The sequence below is a fragment of the Micromonospora sp. ATLC16 genome (assembly GCF_057196645.1).
Map to the genome: position 1 here is coordinate 1 of NZ_JBXUOW010000183.1, position 521 is coordinate 521.

Genomic DNA, 521 nt, shown 5'->3' on the forward strand with positions numbered 1-521 from the left:
GGCAGCAGGCCGTAGTCGCCGCCGGAGTTGGGTGAGCGGCCTTGGTAGAGCAGTTGCAGGTTGCAGGGGTCGATGGTCATGGTCTGGTCGGCGTTTGACCGGATGAGTTCGCCGTGGCTGATGTCGTTGGTCCAGGTGGCGTTGCTGTTGGCCTTGCCGGCGAATGGGTTGCTCTCGCTGGTGGCTTGGGGGGTCCAGTTGCCGCCGAGGCTGGTGGCGGTGAAGGAGCGGAAGTAGCGGCCCTGGGAGCCGATCGCCTCGACAAGCATCAGGTACCGCTGTTGGCCTTGGAGCTTGTAGACCTGGACGCCTTCGAACAGGTTGTTCGTTGAGTCGGTCATGATGGTGGTGTAGTTGGAGCCGAAGCTGCCGGGGAAGTTCCCGATGGGCATGCTGGCGCGGTAGATGCGGCCGTTGTCTCCGGCGAAGAACAGGTACATGTTCTGGTCGTCGCCGATGAGCGCCTGGTCGATCGGGCCGGTGTTCGAATTCGAGATCGACCCGCTGAACAGTGTCTGGTG

1 protein-coding gene is annotated in these 521 nt (G+C 62.8%); it reads right to left on the bottom strand.

Features of this window, described 5'->3' with window-relative positions:
• Nucleotides 1-521: non-reducing end alpha-L-arabinofuranosidase family hydrolase (locus AC2CHE_RS26970; RefSeq protein ID WP_484507628.1), on the bottom strand; the 521-nt coding region annotated here is incomplete at both ends.